Annotated in this window: 14 protein-coding genes and 1 pseudogene; 6 read left to right on the top strand and 9 right to left on the bottom strand. The window is 73.4% G+C overall.

Going from position 1 to position 15337, the window contains the following annotated elements; translation table 11 throughout:
• Positions 1 to 9: 9 nt before the first annotated feature.
• Positions 10 to 777, bottom strand: a complete 768-nt coding sequence (locus tag QFZ76_RS10140; protein ID WP_307673411.1) for a glycerophosphodiester phosphodiesterase — start codon at positions 775 to 777, stop codon at positions 10 to 12.
• Complete coding sequence (locus QFZ76_RS10135; RefSeq protein WP_373464279.1) at positions 774 to 1445, bottom strand: YitT family protein; 672 nt, start codon at positions 1443 to 1445, stop codon at positions 774 to 776. The genes QFZ76_RS10140 and QFZ76_RS10135 overlap by 4 nt, the downstream gene beginning before the upstream one ends.
• Positions 1446 to 1532: 87 nt before the next feature.
• Here QFZ76_RS10135 and QFZ76_RS10130 point away from each other — a divergent pair, with 87 nt between their 5' ends.
• Entirely contained in the window at positions 1533 to 3038 is a 1506-nt protein-coding gene (locus QFZ76_RS10130) for a PLP-dependent aminotransferase family protein (RefSeq protein ID WP_307673409.1), read from the top strand.
• 60 nt (positions 3039 to 3098) lie between these two features.
• Here QFZ76_RS10130 and QFZ76_RS10125 read toward each other — a convergent pair whose 3' ends face one another.
• Both QFZ76_RS10125 and QFZ76_RS10120 read right to left on the bottom strand, forming a co-directional pair.
• The gene (locus QFZ76_RS10125) at positions 3099 to 4733 is read right to left on the bottom strand and encodes an ATP-binding protein (RefSeq protein ID WP_307673408.1); all 1635 of its coding nucleotides are present in this window, start codon (positions 4731 to 4733) and stop codon (positions 3099 to 3101) included.
• A gap of 54 nt (positions 4734 to 4787) precedes the next feature.
• Positions 4788 to 4982: a hypothetical protein gene (locus tag QFZ76_RS10120; RefSeq protein ID WP_015661880.1), complete on the bottom strand. Its 195-nt coding sequence runs from the start codon at positions 4980 to 4982 to the stop codon at positions 4788 to 4790.
• Positions 4983 to 5243: 261 nt separating this feature from the next.
• On the opposite strand from QFZ76_RS10120, the gene QFZ76_RS10115 reads away from it, so the two are divergent.
• The 5 genes and pseudogenes from QFZ76_RS10115 to QFZ76_RS10095 all read left to right on the top strand — a co-directional run bounded on the left by QFZ76_RS10115 (position 5244) and on the right by QFZ76_RS10095 (position 10742).
• Entirely contained in the window at positions 5244 to 5636 is a 393-nt protein-coding gene (locus tag QFZ76_RS10115; RefSeq protein ID WP_307673407.1) for an ankyrin repeat domain-containing protein, read from the top strand.
• 299 nt (positions 5637 to 5935) lie between these two features.
• Positions 5936 to 7354 (top strand): HEAT repeat domain-containing protein, encoded by a 1419-nt coding sequence (locus QFZ76_RS10110; protein ID WP_307673406.1) that lies wholly within the window; start codon positions 5936 to 5938, stop codon positions 7352 to 7354.
• 230 nt (positions 7355 to 7584) lie between these two features.
• The gene (locus tag QFZ76_RS10105; protein WP_307673405.1) at positions 7585 to 8718 is read left to right on the top strand and encodes a glycosyltransferase family 1 protein; all 1134 of its coding nucleotides are present in this window, start codon (positions 7585 to 7587) and stop codon (positions 8716 to 8718) included.
• Positions 8715 to 9878: a glycosyltransferase gene (locus QFZ76_RS10100; RefSeq protein WP_307673404.1), complete on the top strand. Its 1164-nt coding sequence runs from the start codon at positions 8715 to 8717 to the stop codon at positions 9876 to 9878. The genes QFZ76_RS10105 and QFZ76_RS10100 overlap by 4 nt, the downstream gene beginning before the upstream one ends.
• A pseudogene (locus tag QFZ76_RS10095) lies at positions 9875 to 10742 on the top strand (SGNH/GDSL hydrolase family protein). The gene QFZ76_RS10100 and the pseudogene QFZ76_RS10095 overlap by 4 nt, the downstream one beginning before the upstream one ends.
• 33 nt (positions 10743 to 10775) lie before the next feature.
• On the opposite strand, the gene QFZ76_RS10090 reads toward QFZ76_RS10095, so the two are convergent.
• From QFZ76_RS10090 to QFZ76_RS10070, 5 genes are read right to left on the bottom strand one after another with little or no spacing between them, the layout of a single operon-like run.
• Positions 10776 to 11645, bottom strand: coding sequence for a biotin-dependent carboxyltransferase family protein (locus QFZ76_RS10090; RefSeq protein WP_307673403.1), 870 nt, complete (start codon positions 11643 to 11645; stop codon positions 10776 to 10778).
• Positions 11642 to 12277, bottom strand: a complete 636-nt coding sequence (gene pxpB, locus QFZ76_RS10085) for a 5-oxoprolinase subunit PxpB (RefSeq protein WP_307673402.1) — start codon at positions 12275 to 12277, stop codon at positions 11642 to 11644. Before pxpB ends, QFZ76_RS10090 begins: the two co-directional genes overlap by 4 nt.
• Entirely contained in the window at positions 12274 to 13032 is a 759-nt protein-coding gene (locus QFZ76_RS10080) for a LamB/YcsF family protein (RefSeq protein ID WP_307673401.1), read from the bottom strand. The genes pxpB and QFZ76_RS10080 overlap by 4 nt, the downstream gene beginning before the upstream one ends.
• Positions 13033 to 13059: 27 nt before the next feature.
• Positions 13060 to 13905, bottom strand: coding sequence for a putative hydro-lyase (locus QFZ76_RS10075; protein ID WP_373464278.1), 846 nt, complete (start codon positions 13903 to 13905; stop codon positions 13060 to 13062).
• On the bottom strand, positions 13902 to 15203 hold the full coding sequence (locus QFZ76_RS10070) for an MFS transporter (protein ID WP_307673400.1): 1302 nt from the start codon (positions 15201 to 15203) through the stop codon (positions 13902 to 13904). Before QFZ76_RS10070 ends, QFZ76_RS10075 begins: the two co-directional genes overlap by 4 nt.
• Between the last annotated feature and the right edge of the window lie 134 nt (positions 15204 to 15337).

The raw sequence follows: 15337 nt of genomic DNA, 5'->3' as shown, positions 1-15337 counted from the left end.
CCCGGGGTGTCAGACCCAGACGCCGCGGTCCTCCATGACCTTGCGCAACGTGTCGATGTGATCGGTCATGATGCCATCGACTCCCAGATCCAGGAGCCGGTGCATGCGTTCCGGCTCGTTCACCGTCCACACGTGCACCTGCAGCCCGAGCGCGTGGGCGGTGCGCAGGAAGCGGTGGTCGACCACCTGGATCCCCGACTGCATCTCGGGCACCTGCGCGGCGACCGCGGAACGGCGCACCGCTGCCGGCAGGCCCCAGGAGCGCAGCCGCAGATTGAGGACGCCACGGGTGCCGTACGACGTCGCCAGGCGCGGGCCGGCCAGCCGCTGGGCACGGACCACCCGCGCCTCGGCGAACGAGCCGACGCAGATCCGCTCCCAGGAGTTCGTACGCTCGATCAGATCCAGGAGGGGCAGCAGGGCCGGCTCCGCCTTGACGTCGACGTTCCAGCGCGCCTCGGGGAAGGTCTCCAGGAGCTCCTCGAAGAGGGGCACCGGCTCCTTGCCCGCCACGCGCGCGTGCCGTACGTCCTTCCAGGGCAGGTCCGCGATCCGCCCCGCCCCGTCGGTCACCCGGTCCAGGGTCGCGTCGTGGAAGGCGACGAGTCTGCCGTCCGCGGTGGTGTGGACGTCGGTCTCCAGGTAGCGGTAGCCCGCCTCGACCGCGCGCCGGAACTGCGGCGTCGTGTTCTCCAGGCCGTCGGCCGCTCCGCCGCGGTGGGCGAAGGCGATGGGGCCGGGATGGTCGAGGTAGGGATGGCGTATCCGCGAGGTCACCGTCGAAGTATCGCCTGCTGCGGTTGCCCGCCGGCAACGACCGTGCCGCCGTCGGATGCCGACGGGGCGGCGAACACGCGCAGGAAGAGCTGAGCGAGCGGGCCGATCGACACCGCGTACAGCAGGGTGCCGATTCCGATGGTGCCGCCCAGGGCGAAGCCGGTCGTCACGACCGCCACCTCGACGGCCGTCCGCATCAGGCGGATCGAGCGGCCGGTGCGCCCGTGCAGCCCGGTCATCAGTCCGTCCCTCGGGCCCGCTCCGAAGTTCGCGGCGATGTAGAGACCGGTGGCCGCGCCGTTGAGCACGATGCCGGTGAGCATGAGGGGAATCCGTGCGGCGAGGCCGTGCGCCTCGGGGATCAGAGCCAGGGTGCCGTCCAGGGCGAGGCCGACCACGAAGACGTTGGACACCGTGCCGAGCCCCGGGCGCTGGCGCAGCGGGATCCACAGGAGCAGCACCACCGCGCCGACGACGATCGACACGACGCCGATCGTCAGGCCGGTGAGCTCGGCCAGGCCCTGGTGCAGCACGTTCCAGGGTTCGATCCCCAGCCCCGCCTCGACGAGGAGCGCCGAACTCGCCCCGTACAGCGCGAGACCGACGTACAGCTGGATCAACCGGCGCCCGAGACGGCTCGGCCTCTGCGTGGACAAGAGGTCCCCCATGTGGTCGTAGTGGCCTGACGCATGACACCCTGTGGCTTGGGTGGAAACATCATCCATGGCCAATTCGGGGAAGGTGGACTGATTTCCATGGCGCAGTGGACCTCGGCGATGGGTGCCGCACAGCTCGCCCGGCTGCTCAACTCCCAGCAGGACCGCCCGGCCGGACCGGGCACGCGCCGCCCGCCCGCCTATCGGGCGCTGGCCGACGGCATCCGTCTGCTCGTCCTCGAGGGCCGGGTGCCGGTCGCCGCCCGGCTGCCCGCAGAGCGCGAGCTCGCGCTGGCCGTCTCCGTGAGTCGTACGACGGTCGCGGCGGCGTACGAGGCGCTGCGCGGCGAGGGATTCCTGGAGTCCCGGCGCGGCGCGGGCAGCTGGACTGCGGTACCGGCCGGCAATCCGCTGCCCGCGCGCGGCCTCGAACCCCTGCCTCCCGAGGCCCTCGGCTCGGTGATCGACCTCGGCTGCGCGGCGCTCCCCGCCCCCGAACCGTGGCTGACGCGGGCCGTGCAGGGCGCCCTGGAGGAGCTGCCGCCGTATGCCCACACCCACGGCGACTATCCGGCCGGGCTGCCCGCACTGCGCACGATGATCGCCGAGCGGTACACCGCGCGCGGGATCCCGACGATGCCCGAGCAGATCATGGTCACGACCGGTGCGATGGGCGCGATCGACGCGATCTGTCATCTGTTCGCGGGGCGCGGTGAACGCATCGCCGTGGAGTCGCCCTCGTACGCCAACATCCTCCAGCTGATGCGGGAGGCGGGCGCCCGGCTGGTGCCCGTCGCGATGGCGGAGGGCCTCACCGGTTGGGACATGGACCGCTGGCGGCAGGTCCTGCGGGACGCCGCGCCCCGGATCGCGTATGTCGTCGCCGACTTCCACAACCCGACCGGCGCGCTCGCCGACGAGGACCAGCGGCGGCGGCTGGTGGAGGCGGCGCGGTCGGCCGGGACGGTCCTGGTCGCCGACGAGACGATGAGCGAGCTGTGGCTGGACGAGGACATCAAGGACGCGATGCCGCGTCCCGTGTGCGCCTTCGACCCGGCGGGATCGACGGTCGTCACCGTCGGGTCGGCCAGCAAGGCCTTCTGGGCGGGGATGCGCATCGGGTGGGTGCGGGCGGCACCGGATGTGATCCGCAGCCTGGTCGCCGCGCGGGCGTACGCCGATCTGGGCACGCCGGTGCTGGAGCAGCTGGCCGTGAACTGGCTGTTCAGCACGGGGGGCTGGGCGAAGGCCGTGGATGTACGGCGGGATCAGGCCCGCGACAACCGGGACGCGCTGGTGACCGCCGTACGCAGGGAACTGCCGGACTGGGAGTTCGAGGTGCCCAAGGGCGGGCTCACGCTCTGGGTGCGCACGGGCGGGCTGTCCGGGTCGCGGCTCGCGGAGATGGGGGAGCGGGTGGGCGTGCGGGTGCCGTCCGGGCCGCGGTTCGGGGTCGACGGAGCCTTCGAGGGGTATGTGCGGCTGCCGTTCACCGTGGGAGGTGCGGTGGCGGAGGAGGCCGCGGTGCGGTTGGCCGCGGCGGCACGCTTGGTGGAGAGCGGGGGCTCTGGAGGTGGGGAGGCGCCTCGTACGTTCGTGGCGTGAGCGGAGCGGGGGCCGGGCGGGAGCGGGTGCTGGGCGGGGGCGGGTCGCGCAGCCCGGCGGTTACGGAGCTTCCGCCGCCACGGCCTCCGTCTGTACGGCCTCTGTCTGTACGGCCCCCGTCTGTACGTCCTGTGTCGGTTCGCCCTCTGCCGGTACCGCCTCCGGCACGTGCTCCCCGTCCGCCGGCGTGGTCCGCGGCGGCAGCAGTGCCAGTACCGCCTGGCGGTCCGCCTCGCTCGTCGCCTCGTCGTACGGGTCCGGGGTGGAGGGGACCTGGAGTCGGTGGACCGGGCCCGTGCCGAGGCGGGCGTAGCCGCGGCCGGGCGGGACCTGGGCGACCGGGGTCGTGTGCGGGGGCGCGCCCAGGACCGCTTCCAGCTGGTCGGCCGTGGCCGGGCCGAGGACGACCCGCGCGCGCGTGTGCTGGCGTACGGCGTCGCTGAGGGTTTCGGCGCTGTCGAACTGGTCGGCCACGACCACCGTCACGTTCGCCGCGCGGCCGTGCCGGAGCGGGGCCTGGAGCAGGGACTGCGGGTCCTGGCGGCCGTCCGCGGCGGCCACGTGGGCCAAGGCGCTCGGGCGGTCCAGGAGGATCCACAGGGGGCGTTTGGTGTCGTCCGGCGGTGGGTTGCCCGCCTGGCGGGCACGGTTGACCGCGATCAGCCGGCGCTCCGTCTCCGTGGCCGCCCACTCCAGGCTCGCCAGCGCCCCGGCCAGCCCGCACTCGACCGCGAGGACGCCGTCCCGGCCGGTGAGACAGGCGTACTCGCCGGTGCCGCCGCCCTCGACGATCACGAGGTCGCCGTACTGGAGGGCCTGCAGGGCGATGGAGCGCAGCAGCGTGGAGGTGCCGCTGCCCGGCTGGCCCATGACCAGCAGGTGCGGCTCGGTGGAGCGGATGCCCGTGCGCCAGACGACCGGCGGTACGTCGCGCTGTTCCTCACCGTGGGTGAGGGGGAGCGTCCGCTGGACCTGGGTGGGGTCGGTGAAGCCGAGGACCGTCTCGCCGGGGGACGTGACGAAACGCTGGGCGGCGATGTCGGTGGGCAGGGGCGCGAGGACGGTCACCGTGAGCTGGTTGCCCTCCTCGTCCCAGGAGAAGTGGTACTCGCGGTCGCGGCCCGACTTGGCGTGCAGCAGCTGCTCGATCCGGGTACGGGCCTCGGCCTCGCCGTCGGTGAAGTACGCCGGGTAGTGGATCAGCAGATGCGTGATGCGGCCGGTGCCGTCGAAGTCGTAGGCGGGGAAGGCCTTGTCCCACTCGCCGCCGTGGGCGTAGAGCGGGGCCGGGTCCTCGGCGGTCGAGAAGTACGGCACGAGGGCCTCGTACAGCGACTGGAGGCGCTGCGTCTGGGACTCGTCGGGGCCGTCGGGCTCCGGCTGCGCGCGGTCGCGGCCCTGCCAGGCTGCCGCCGCCATCAGTGTGATGACGGCGAGCAGCGGGCCGTACGGCGCGAGCGCCACGACCAGCACCACCGACGCCACCAGGAAGAGCAGCGGCCCGCGCTTGTCCTTGGGGGTGTCGGCCCACTTGCGCCGCCCGGCCGAGGCCAGCCGGCGCAGACCGCGGGTGATCGTGATCAGTGGGTGGAGGACGTCGGTGGCGCTGTCGGCCGCCGTCCGGGCCAGCTCCCGGCTCCGGGCGATCTGCGCGCTGCCTGTGCTCAGGATGCGGGGAAGGGGGCGCCGGGCCACTGCTGTCTCCTGGTGGTGCGTACGGATGGTGGTGCTTGCCGACGTGGGGGGGCGTCAGAACTTGATTCCGCCGAGGAGGCTCGCCAGGCTCTCGCCGCCGGCCTTGATGCTCGGAGCGATGGCCGTGCTCGCGAGATAGAAGCCGAAGAGTGCGGCCACTAGGGCGTGGGAGGCCTTGAGTCCGTCCTTCTTGAAGAAGAGGAAGACGATGATTCCGAGCAGGACCACGCCTGAGATGGACAGGATCATTTGAGTTCTCCTGGTTCGTGGGGACAGTCACCATGAGTACTTCCAGGATCACAGCATGTATCCATACGATAAAAGGTGCAACTGGGTGAATTTCCGACGATTTCCCCCAGGTGGCGGAGTCGCCTTCGTCCGCTTGAGCTGGCCTCTTGCGTCCGCCCGGGTCTGCGGTGATCTTTACCTCGGGCACAACGGGTCATGTGCCCCGTGAGCCAGTACCCTGGCGATTCACCTGAACGGTTGCACTGAAAGGCGGACCGGCCGATGACCGAAGCCCCCGACCCCGAGGTCGTGGAGCTGGCGACCAAGATCTTCGATCTTGCCCGGCAGGGGCAGACCGAGGCGCTCGTGGCGTACGTCGACGCGGGCGTTCCGGCCAACCTCACCAATGACCGCGGCGACTCCCTGGTGATGCTCGCCGCCTACCACGGACATGCCGACGCCGTGCGTGCCCTCCTCGCCCGGGGTGCCGAGGGCAACCGGATCAACGACCGGGGCCAGACCCCGCTCGCCGGGGCCGTCTTCAAGGGCGAGGAAGAAGTGATCAAGGTGCTTCTCGAGGGTGGTGCCGATCCCGCCGCGGGTACTCCGTCGGCCGTCGACACCGCTCGGATGTTCGGCAAGACGCAGCTGCTCGAACTGTTCGGCGCACACTGACACGTCCGTCTGACCAGGGCGGACACGAAAAACGGGGGAGGCGGTAACGGGCCGCCGAAATTTCGGTCGCGGTGGATGGAACTGCCGAGTCATCATGACGTCGTGATTCACGGACGCGACGGCTGGGCAGGTGATGCCGCACCGCGCGGACCGTGATGCGGTCCGCATGGGCCACCAACGAGAGGCAGAGGAAGATGGCTTACAGCAAGCAGGAAACGGCGGGCGCCCCGACGTGTTGTCACGCGGCCAGGTAATGCAGGATCCCGGTTGCGTCGACGCTTGATGTGAGGCTGTTTCCCATGTTCGATCCGGTCATAGCGCCCAGCGGCACGCTGCTCGGCCTGCTCCAGCGGGGCCGCGGCGACGGCACTCTGCACGCGCTCACCGCACCGCGCGCCGAAGCGCTCGCGGCCCTGAACCACTGTGTGCTGCGCGATCCCCGCCACGACTGGCAGGTGGAGAACCGCTCCCTGTACTACGCCCGTCTCTACCTCGACCTGAACGGCGAACTGGACGAGATCGAGGCGCACCTCTTCGACGTCGAGGACGTCCTCGACACCGAGGAGTCCCGCACCGGGCTCACCCTCGCCGTCCTCGGCCACCTCGCCTCGTACGGCAGGCGGGACGCGCTCGAACTGCTGCGCAGGTACGCCGCCTCGGGCACCAGCTGGGCCTGGGCCCTGGACGAACTGGCGCTGCGCGACGACGACGCCGGACTGCGCGCCCTCGCGGCACCGGTCCTGGCGCGCTTCTCGACCGACGCCGAGGGCGAAGCCGAACTGGCCGTCGCGGTGCGTGACGCGTTCGAGCCGCGGCCCTGGCGGTTGTGGGCCGACGATCCGCGCGAATCCATCGCCACGCGCGTGCGTGCCGCTCAGGAGGCCGGCAGTTTCGACCGCTGGCAACGGCAGATGCGACCTACCGGACCCCGTCCGGGGTGGAGCGTGCAGGCGGTCTTCGACTGGGCCCAGCAGGGTGTCGAACGCGGCGTGGCGCTCCATGTCCCCGCCGCCCGCTGTCTCGCGGCCGTAGCCGGTCCCGAGGACCGGCCGGAGATCCTCCGGGCCGCCGAGGACGGCAGCGACGGAGCCCGCTGCACCGCCCTGCGTTATCTAGCCGACAGCAATGATCCGAGCGCTCCCGATCTGATCGAGGTCGCCGTGGCCACCGGCTCGGCGGCCGTGGTGGAGGCGGCCGTGGACGCCTTCGAACGCATGCGCAGTGTCGCCGCGGTCGACCGGGCACGCGGCTGGGCCCGTCGGCCCGACCCCCTCGGCGCCGCCGCCGGACGCATGCTCGCCTGCCGGGGCGCCTCCCGGGACAGCGACCTCGTCCTAGCGGCGCTCCGGGAGGCCGTACGGGGTGAAGGCCCCGACGCCCCGACACTGTGGACCCTCGTCGACGGCACCGGACGGCTGGGCATCGTCTGTGCGGCACCCGTACTCCGGCACATCTACCGCGAGACCGCCTCGTCGCATCTGCGCGGCCGGGCCGCACGCGCCCTCGCCGCCACCGACCCCTCCTTCGCCACCGGCTTCGCCGTCGAGTGCCTCTGGGACTGCGAGGAGACCACCCGCGAGATCGCCGCCCGGCACGCCGAGACCGGTGACGCCCGGGTCGTGGAGCGACTGCGCCGGCTCGCCGCCGATCCGGCCGAGGAGGCCGAGGTCCAGACGGCCGTACGCAGCCGGATCGGACCGGACGCGGCCGCCATGTGACCGCCGCTATCGATGTGGCCGATCTTGACCGCTTCCGGCTCGGGTGCGCCCTCGGAACGAACCCACCGGGCTCCGGCGCACCCCCGGGTGAACTCGGGGTGACCCGCGGGTCAGACGGGCATGGACACGGTCTGACCTGCTCGGGTGCGCAGCGCAACGCTCACAGGACGTTCCTCGTCCGGAAAGATCCACGTTGACGCGGCCACGTCCAGCACGGCGACAACACGGGTATGCGTGTTGTCATCGTGACCGAATCCTTTCCCCCCGACGTGAACGGCGTGGCCCACTGCGCGCTCCAGACCGCCCGGCACCTCGTGGATCGCGGTCACTCTCCGCTCGTCGTCGCGCCGGCCACCGCCGCCGGTACCGGGCCCGGGGCCGATGCCCTGGCGCCGTGCCCCGTCATCCGTGTCCCCTCCCTCCCGCTCCCCGGCTACCCCCAGGTCCGCGTCGCCCTGCCAAGCCGCCGGGTGGCCGCGGCGATCGTCGAGCACCGTGCCGACGTCGTCCACCTCGCCAGCCCCTTCGTCCTCGGCGTCCGCGGCATGGCCGCCGCCGCCCGGCTCGGTGTCCCCGCCGTGGCCGTCTACCAGACCGACCTGGCCGGATACGCCCGCACCTACATGGGCGCCGGCGAGGCCGCGGCCTGGCGGCGCATCCGCTCCGTCCACTCGGCCGCCGACCTCACCCTCGCCCCGTCCAGCCCGGCCCTGCACGACCTGGAGGCACACGGCGTGCCCCGGGTGCGGCTGTGGCCGCGGGGCGTGGACACCGCCCGCTTCCGCCCCGAACTGCGGGACGAGGCACTGCGCCGCGAACTCGCCCCGAACGGCGAACTGATCGTCGGCTACGTCGGCCGCCTCGCCCCCGAGAAGCAGATCGAGCTGCTGGCCGGCGTCTGCGGGCTGGACGGCGTCCGGGTCGTGGTCGTCGGCGACGGCCCGAGCGGGCCGAGCCTGGAGCAGGCGCTGCCGGGCGCGGTCTTCCTGGGCCGCCGCACCGGCGACGAACTCGCCCGGATCTTCGCCTCCCTGGACGTCTTCGCGCACACCGGCCCTTTCGAGACCTTCTGCCAGACCGTGCAGGAGGCCATGGCCAGCGGCGTGCCCGTCGTCGCGCCCGCCGCCGGCGGCCCGCTGGACCTGGTGGCCCACGGGCGCACCGGGCTCCTGGTCCCGCCGCGCGACCCGGACGCCGTACGGGACGCCGTGTGGTCCCTGGCCGCCGACCCCGGCCTGCGCACCGCGTTCGGCGCCGCCGCGCGCGCGATGGTCGAGGGGCGCACCTGGGCGGCCGTCGGCGACCAGCTGATCGGGCACTACACGAACGTGCTCACGGCGCGCCGGACGGTGGTGGCGGCATGAGCGGCGAGTCACTGCGGATCGTGCGCCTGGCGAACTTCGTGGCCCCGGCCTCCGGCGGTCTGCGCACCGCGCTGCGCGAGCTGGGCAAGGGCTTCAAGGCCGCCGGGCACGAGCCGGTGCTGATCGTGCCCGGTGAGCGGGCGAGCGACCGGGAGACCGGGCAGGGACGGGTGATCACCCTTCCCGGGCCGTTGCTGCCCGGTACCGGCGGCTACCGCGTGCTCACCGACAAGCGGCGGGTGGCGCGACTCCTGGAGGAGCTGGCCCCCGACCGCCTGGAGGTCTCCGACCGTACGACGCTCAGGTGGACCGGCAAGTGGGCGCGGCGCGCCCGGATCCCCGCCGTGATGGTCTCCCACGAGACCGCCGACGGCGTGCTGCGCACCTGGGGCGTGCCGGAGGGCGCCGCCCGGCGTGCCGCCGACGCCCTCAACGTCCGTACGGCACACACGTACGCGCGCGTGGTGTGCACCACGGAGTTCGCCGAGCGGGAGTTCGTGCGGATCGGGGCCCGGAACGTCGTCCGCGCGCCGCTCGGCGTCGATCTCGTGCAGCGGCATCCCGCGCTGCACGACCCCGGCCTGCGCGCCCGGCACGCGCTCGAGGACGAGACGCTGCTGGTGACGTGCACCCGGCTGTCCGTGGAGAAGCGGCCCGGTACCGCGCTGGACGCCCTGGAGGCGCTCGTACGGCGCGGGCGGCGGGCCGTGCTGGTGGTGGCCGGGGACGGGCCGCTGCGGCAGCGGCTCGAACAGCGGGCGCGGGAGCGCGGGTTGCCGGTGACGTTCCTCGGGCACGTCGCCGACCGGGCGCTCCTGGGCGCGTTGCAGGCGTCGGCCGACGTGTGCCTGGCGCCGGGGCCCGCCGAGACGTTCGGGCTGGCCGCGCTGGAGGCGATGGCCTGCGGCACGCCCGTCGTGGTGAGTGCCTCGTCCGCCCTGCCGGAGGTCATCGGCTCCGCCGGGGCCGTCGCGGCCGATCGCGGCGGGGCCTTCGCGGACGCCGTGGACATGCTCCTCGACCGGCCCGTGGAGGAGCGGCGCGAGGCCGCACGCGCGCGTGCGGAGTGCTTCGGGTGGGACACGGCGGTCGCCGCGTTCCTCGACGCACACGACGCGGCGACGTCCGTACGGCCCTCTGTGCCCGGGGGCGTGACATGAGACCGCTGCGGTTCGTGGCCCTCGGCGACTCGCTGACCGAAGGTGTGGGCGATCCCGTCGGCGACGGGTGGCGCGGCTGGGCCGCGCTGCTCGCCGCAGGGCTCGGCGAAGAGCTCGCGGAGCCGGTGGAGGCCGTGGAGTTCACCAACCTCGCGGTGAGCGGGTCGCAGACCCGGGACGTGCTGGAGAGGCAGCTGCCCGCCGCGCCGGCGCTGCGGCCCGACCTCGCATCGGTGGTCATCGGCGTCAACGACACCCTGCGCTGCACCTTCGACATCCAGGCCGCCGCCGCACGCCTCGACACGGTGTACTCGGCCCTCACCGAGCGGGGCGCGGTCCTGCTCACGGCCTGTCTGCCGGACCCCGGGGCGATGCTCGGGCTGCCGGGGGCCCTGGCCCGCCCGCTGGCCCGGCGGCAGCGGGCGGTGAACGCCGTGGTGCACGCGCTGTCCGAGCGGTACGGGGCGGTGCATCTGCACGCCTGCGAGGGCGCGTGGCTCATGGACCGCGCGATGTGGAGCGCGGACCGGCTGCACCCCGGCGAGCGGGGGCACCGGCAGCTGGCCGTGCGGTTCCACGCACTGCTGGCGGAGCGGGGCCTCGCCATGGGGGCCGCCCCTTCGCCCGAGCCCGAGTTCCCGGCGCCCACCAAGTCCGCGAGCCTGTGGTGGCTCGCCACCGCCGGCACCGGCTGGGTGGCCCGACGGTGCACCGACCTGCTGCCGCAGCTCCTGACCCTTGCGGCCGACGAGTTGCGGCACCGCGCGCGGGACGAGCGCCCGGCTCGACCTGCGGGCCTCCGCGGCGGTGTCCGCGGCGCTCGCGACCCTGTCGGTGACGGAGCACCAGCCGGACGCCGCCTAGGAGTTCACCGGCGAGCCGGACACCGCCCGGGGTTCACCGGCGGCGTACGGCCACGAAGCGCACCGGCGTGCCCGGTACCGCCTGGGCGGCGGCCGGAAGGTCGGCGGCGCGGACCACCGCGATCACCGGATAGCCCCCGGTGGTCGGGTGGTCGGCGAGGAAGACCACCGGCCTGCCGTCGGGCGGGACCTGGACGGCCCCCAGCACCATGCCCTCGCTGGGGAGTTCGCCGGACCGGGCCCGCTCCAGGGCGGGTCCCTCGGTGCGCAACCCGATGCGGTTGCTCGCGGACGACACCCGGTAGACGCGGGAAGTGAAGGTCCGTACGGCTTCCGCCGTGAACCAGTCGTCGCGGGGGCCCGCCGTCACGCGCAGGACGAGTTCGGCCGGGGGCGCCGGCTGCGGGGCGACGTCCACGCGCGCGTGAGGTACTTCGGGGCTCCCCAGGGGCAGCACCGTGCCGTCCGTGAGCGGCGGCGGGCCGAGACCCGACAGGAGGTCCGTGGAGCGGCTGCAGAGGACCGGCTCCACGGCGACGCCGCCGGAGACGGCCACATAGCTGCGTACTCCGGAGACGGCCGCTCCGACGTCCAGGAGCGCGCCCGCGGGCACGCGCACCGGCGCGCCCCAGGCGACCGGGCGGCCGTCCACGGTCACCCGGCAGGGCGCGCCCGCCACGGCCACGGTGACCGTCGAACGGGGCCGCACCGCACAGCCGTTGAGCGTGGTCTCCAGGACGGCCGCCTCGGGGCGATTGCCCACCAGCCGGTTGGCGAGCTCGGCCGCCGGGCCGTCCAGCGCGCCGGAGTGAGGGACACCGAGGTGGGCGTGCCCGGGGCGGCCCCGGTCCTGGACGGTGGTGAGCGCTCCGGCGCGTACGACGGACAGCGCGCGGTCCGTCATGGCGCCCCCACCGGTCCCACCGGTCCCACGGGAACGAAGCGCACGCGCGTGCCCGGCGACAGCAGCGCGGCCGGCACGCGCGCGTGGTCCCACAGCACGGCATCCGTGGTGCCGATCAGCTGCCAGCCACCCGGCGACGAGCGCGGGTACACGCCCGTGTACGGGCCCGCCAGTCCCACCGAGCCCGCCGGGACCGCCGTACGCGGGGTGGCCCGGCGCGGGACGTCGTAGCGCGACGGCAGGCCGGCGAGGTAGCCGAAGCCGGGGGCGAACCCGCAGAAGGCGACACGGAACTCGGTGCTCGCGTGGATACGGGCCACCTCCGCCTCACCGACACCCCACAGGGCAGCGACGTCGGCCAGGTCGGGGCCGTCGTAGCGCACCGGGAGCTCGACCACGTCATGCGTGCGCGGGGGTGTGGGCGGGAGCTGGGTGGCGGTCAGTTCCGACGCCAGGCGGGCCGGGTCGGCGAGGCCGTCCAGGAGGACCGTGCGGGCCGCGGGGACGATCTCGCGGACCGACAACGAGCCCTCCGCACGCCGGCGCAGCAACTCCGCGTGCAGGGCCTGGGCCTCCTCGCCCGAGGCCACCTCGACCAGCAGAGCGCCGTCGCCGACGGGCAGCGCCCTCATACGAAGGCCTCCACCCGGACGCCCGACGCCTCCAGCCGCTGCCGGACGCGGTGGGCCAGCTCCACCGCGCCGGGCGTGTCCCCGTGCAGGCACAGGGAACGCGCACGTACCGCGATGCGCGCCCCGGAGTGCGCGGTGACCGTGCCGAGACGGGCCAGGTCCACCGAGCGTGCCACGACGGCCTCCGGGTCGGTGAGCACGGCGCCGTCCCGGCCGCGCGGGACGAGCGTGCCCTCCTCGGTGTACGCGCGGTCCGCGAACGCCTCGGTGACGGTCGGCAGGCCCGCCTTGCCGGCCAGTTCCAGCAGGCGCGAACCCGGCAGCCCCAGGACGGGCAGCGAGTCCTCCGCGAGGAGGACGCCCTCGACGACCGCGGCCGCCTGCTCCTCGTCGTGCACGACGCGGTTGTAGAGCGCGCCGTGCGGCTTGACGTACGACACCCGCGAGCCCGCCGCACGCGCGAACACCTCCAGGGCGCCGATCTGGTAGGCCACCTCGGCCGCCAGTTCGGCGGGCGGCACGTCCATGGCACGCCGCCCGAACCCCGCCAGGTCCCGGTAGGAGACCTGGGCGCCGATCCGTACCCCGCGCGCGGCCGCCAGCTCGCACACCCGCCGCATGGTGGCCGCGTCCCCGGCGTGGAAGCCGCAGGCCACGTTGGCGCTGGTGACGACGGCCAGCAGCTGCTCGTCGTCGGTCAGCCGCCAGCGGCCGAAGCCCTCGCCCAGGTCGGCGTTCAGATCGATGGAGGTCATGGATCCTTCGCTACTCCTTACTCCTTCTCAGGCCACGCGGAACTGTTCGTCGCGGGCGTCGGTGAGGAACATCTGGCCGGGTGCGTGGGTGATGGCGAACGGCGGGCGCGAGGCCATGACCGCGGCCTGCGGGGTCACACCGCAGGCCCAGAAGACCGGGATGTCGTCCGGCTCGGCGTCCACCGGTTCCCCGAAGTCGGGGTTCCCGAGGTCGTCGATGCCCAACGCCGACGGGTCGCCGCAGTGTACGGGGCTGCCGTGCACCGCCGGGAGCAGGCTGCTCTCCCGGATGGCGGCCGGCAGGTGCTCCGGCGGCACCGGGCGCATGGACACCACCAGCGGGCCGTGCAGCCGGCCCGCCGGACGGCACTCGCGGCCGGTCACGTACATCGGGACGTTACGGCCCTGCTCGATGTGCCGGATCGGGACGCCCGCCCCGGACAGCGCCCACTCGAAGGTGAAGCTGCAGCCGATCAGGAACGACACCAGGTCCCCGCGCCAGTACGCGCGCACGTCCGTCGGCTCGTCCGCCAACTCCCCGTCCCGCCACACCCGGTAGCGCGGCAGATCGGTGCGCAGGTCGGCGCCGTCCGCGAGGACGGTGGTCCAGGAGCCGGCGTCCGTGACGTCGAGCACCGGGCAGGGCTTGGGGTTGCGCTGGCAGAACAGCAGCATGTCGTACGCCCAGTCGGCGGGCACCGAGATCAGGTTGACCTGGGTGTGGCCCGCCGCGACCCCCGCGGTGGGGCCCGCGACCCCTGCGCGGAAGCGCGTCCGTGCTTCTGTCGGGCTCCACGCGTGCGCGTGCTCGTCGACGAGAGTGAGCGGCAGGTCGTTGGTCACGGTCAGGGGGCGGTGTTCCGTGCGGTTCACGCGAGCTCCTTTCCACGCGTCTCCGGCAGCCCGAGCAGTGCCAGGGCGGCGATCCCGTAACCGATCGCGCCGAAGACCAGCGCGCCGCCCACACCCCAGCTGTCGGCCAGGAAGCCGACCGTGGTCGGGAAGACGGCGCCGACCGCGCGGCCGGTGTTGTACGTGAAGCCCTGCCCCGTGCCGCGAATCGCCGTCGGGTACAGCTCGCTCAGGAAGGACCCGAAGCCGCTGAAGATCGCCGACATACAGAACCCGAGCGGGAAACCGAGCACCAGGAGCAGGGTGTTGGAGCCGCTCGGGATGTTCGCGTACGCCAGGATGCACAGGGCCGACAGCAGCGCGAAGAGCCAGATGTTGCGACGGCGGCCCAGCCGGTCGGTGAGGTAGCCGCCGGTGAGGTAGCCGAGGAACGCGCCGGAGATCAGGAAGGTCAGGTAGCCGCCGGTGCCGACGACGGACAGGCCGCGCTCGGTCTTCAGGTAGGTCGGCACCCAGGTGGCGAGGGTGTAGTAGCCGCCCTGGACGCCGGTGGAGAGCAGGACGGCGAAGAACGTCGTGCGCAGCATGCCGGGCTTGAAGATCGCGGCGAACGAGCCCTTCTTGGTGCTCCGCTCCCGTACGGCGATCGCCTCCGGCGCGTCCTGCACCCGGCGCCGCATCCAGATGACCAGCAGTGCGGGCAGCGCGCCGGTCCAGAACATGATCCGCCAGGCCAGGTCGTCGCCGACGAACGAGAAGACCAGCGTGTACATGATCGCGGCGAGCGCCCAGCCGACGGCCCAGGAACTCTGGATCGCGCCGAGCGTGCGGCCCCGGTGCTTGGCGCTCGCGTACTCGGCGACCAGGATCGCGCCGACCGCCCACTCGCCGCCGAAGCCGAGGCCCTGGAGGGCGCGGAAGACCAGCAGCGTCTCGTAGTTGGGCGCGAAGCCGCAGGCGACCGTGAAGACCGCGTAGGTGACCACCGTGATCATCAGTGCCTTGACGCGGCCGATCCGGTCGGCCAGCACGCCCGCCAGGGCACCGCCGATCGCGGAGACCACGAGGGTGACGGTGGTGAACAGGCCGGTCTGGCCGCTGTCCAGGCCGAAGTACGCGGCCAGCGCGACCATGCTCAGTGGCAGCGTGAAGTAGTCGTAGGAGTCCAGGGCATAGCCGCCGAACGCGCCCGCGAAGGCGCGTCGGCCACGCGGTCCGAGGGCGCGCAGCCAGGCCAACGCCCCGTCGTCGTCGGGGCGTTCGTCCGTTGCCGGCTGTGCGTCGGGGGTGAGGGCTTGCGGTGGAGGGGTCGTGCTCATGGGCACCTCGCAGAGGGAGGACGGAGGATGCGTGAGAAGTGAGCCGTGTCGTGCGGAAGCCGTGCCGTGCGGAAGCTGAGGCGTGCGGAAGCTGAGGCGTCGTCGAGCGGGGACGGCGCCGTTCGTAGCAAGGT

The organism is Streptomyces sp. V4I2, assembly GCF_030817655.1.
GTDB classification, from domain to species: domain Bacteria; phylum Actinomycetota; class Actinomycetes; order Streptomycetales; family Streptomycetaceae; genus Streptomyces; species Streptomyces plumbiresistens.
Note: the sequence above shows the minus strand (reverse complement) of the source record. Positions and strands in the feature narration are given on the sequence as shown.